Source organism: Dietzia sp. DQ12-76 (assembly GCF_014145045.1).
In the GTDB taxonomy this organism is placed as follows: domain Bacteria; phylum Actinomycetota; class Actinomycetes; order Mycobacteriales; family Mycobacteriaceae; genus Dietzia.
Genome location: NZ_JAALDV010000155.1, coordinates 1 through 2,016, shown reverse-complemented (window position 1 = coordinate 2,016; position 2,016 = coordinate 1). Strand labels below are relative to the sequence as shown.

Below are 2,016 nucleotides of genomic sequence, written 5' to 3'. Positions count from 1 at the left end.
TCGTCCCCGAACTCACCCGGACCCCGATCGCCGTGGAGTCGCTACATCTCGTCGCCCCCCGCGGGTGGATGGACGCCGACGAGGTGGCGTTGGGGGACCTCGCGGCGAAGCCCTGGGTCCTGGCGCATCCCCGCTCGCACTTCGGGAGGGCGGTGCGGCTCGCGTGCCGCGAGGCGGGGTTCGAGCCGGACATCCGCCACGAGGCCGGCGAGCAGTCGACGGCACTCGCCCTGGTCGCGGCCGGCCTGGGCGTGACCCTGGCCTCCGATCTCGGCCTGAGCACCACGACCGCGGACGTGGACGTGGTGCGGCTGAGCGATGTTCTCACCAGGACGGTCTCGATCGCCTACCGGGAACGGGACGCCCGGCGCCGGCCGCTGCAGGCCTTCGTGGACGCCTTCACCGAGGCAGCCGTCGGACTGGGGCTCGACACCCCGTAGGGCGCGACCGCACTCGGTCCGCGGGCACGCCACCGGGCGTCAGCACCAAGTCTCAGCGCCGGGCCACAGCACCGGGCCTCAGTATCGGGCGTCAGCGCCTCGCGAGGAAGTCGGGGCGCCGCGCAGTCCCCGCGAAGGGGGTGGTCAGCTCGTTCTCCACGCTGTTGAAGACGACGAAGACGTTCGCCCTCGGCACCGGGCTGATGTTGCCCCCGGAGGCGTGGAGGGTGTTGCAGTCGAACATGGTCATCGACCCCGCCTCGCCGGTGAGGACGTGGAGCCCGTGGGAGTGGTACAGCTCCGCGATGTGCCCCTCGGACGGCACCCCTATCGTCGGCGCCGTGCTCACGAGGGACTCCTCGTAGTACGCCTCCGGCGTCTCGCCGGCGCACTGGACGAAGTATCTCTGGGTCCCCGGCATGATCATCAGCGGGCCGTTGAACACCTCGTTGCGGGTGAGGGCGAGGGAGGCGCTGCACGCTCGCGGACGGGGCATGCCGTCCTCGGCGTGCCACGTCTCGAAGTCCGAGTGCCAGTAGAACGCGCCGCCCGCGAACCCGGGCTTGTAGTTGAGTCGACTCTGGTGCACGTAGACGTCGGAGCCGAGGATCTCGCGGGCGAGTTCGACGGCACCGGAGTACTCGACCGCCTCCTGCACTGTCTCGCTCAGGATGTGGACGTCGAAGATGGATCGCACGGCGTCGCTGCCGGCCTCGCGGATGACCCGTGGGTCGGCGGCCATCGCGGGGTCGGCACCGATGCGGTGCACCTCCCCGAGGCAGGCGTCCACCCTGCCCGCGTCCAGTGCGCCCTGTCGCTGCACGTACCCGACCTCGGCGAAGCGCCGGATCTCGGGATCGTCGGCCCGGGACCACACGACCGGGTCGGGCCTGTCGATGATGGTCGGGGTGGTGGTCACGCGCGTGACGTAGTCGTCGACGGCCAGTGCCATGCAGCTCCTCTCGGTCGCCGGCGGATCTCGTCTACCCGCCTCTGACCTCGACCGTAAGCAGGGCGTTGACGACCCACAACCGGTCAGCCGCTGACGTATCCCCGGCCCTTGTCGACCGCGGGCCCGGGCTCGGAACCCCCGAGCCACGCGTGGAGGTGGTCCAGGAACTGCCGGGAGAGCGTGTCGCGCCAGCCCACCACGTCGCCCGACATGTGTGGGCTGATGTGCGCGCCGTCGAGCGTCCACAGCGGGTCGCCGTCGGGGAGGGGTTCGACGACGAGGACGTCCAGATGCGCCGAGAGTCTGCCCGCGGCGATCTCCTTGGTGAGGGCCTCCTGGTCGATCAGTTGGCCCCGCCCCACGTTGATCACGTGGGCGCCGTCCGGGAGCGCGGCCAGCTCGACCTCGCCGAGCATCCCGCTGGTGGCCGCGGTCAGCGGGGCCACCATGACCAGGTGGTCGACGTCGCCGAGGTGCTCTGCCAGTCGGGCCGAGTCCAGGACGACGCCGAAGTCCTCGTCGTCGTCGGAGGGTCGACGCCCCGCCCCCCGGACGTCGAGTCCCACGGCCCTGAGCAGCCGCGCGGTGGCCCGGCCGATCCCCCCGGTACCCACCACGAGCGCG

The 2,016-nt window shown here is 71.5% G+C and carries 3 protein-coding genes; 1 reads left to right on the top strand and 2 read right to left on the bottom strand.

What is annotated here, in order from left to right; genetic code table 11:
- Window positions 1–440, top strand: a 440-nt coding sequence (locus tag G6019_RS06525) for a LysR substrate-binding domain-containing protein (protein WP_241725907.1), incomplete at its 5' end; no start/stop codon positions are given.
- Window positions 441–531: 91 nt separating this feature from the next.
- Here the strand turns inward: G6019_RS06525 and G6019_RS06520 are convergent.
- Both G6019_RS06520 and G6019_RS06515 read right to left on the bottom strand, forming a co-directional pair.
- Window positions 532–1,392: a phytanoyl-CoA dioxygenase family protein gene (locus tag G6019_RS06520; protein WP_182613006.1), complete on the bottom strand. Its 861-nt coding sequence runs from the start codon at window positions 1,390–1,392 to the stop codon at window positions 532–534.
- A gap of 83 nt (window positions 1,393–1,475) precedes the next feature.
- Window positions 1,476–2,016: NAD(P)-dependent oxidoreductase (locus G6019_RS06515; protein WP_304506197.1), on the bottom strand; the 541-nt coding region annotated here is incomplete at its 5' end.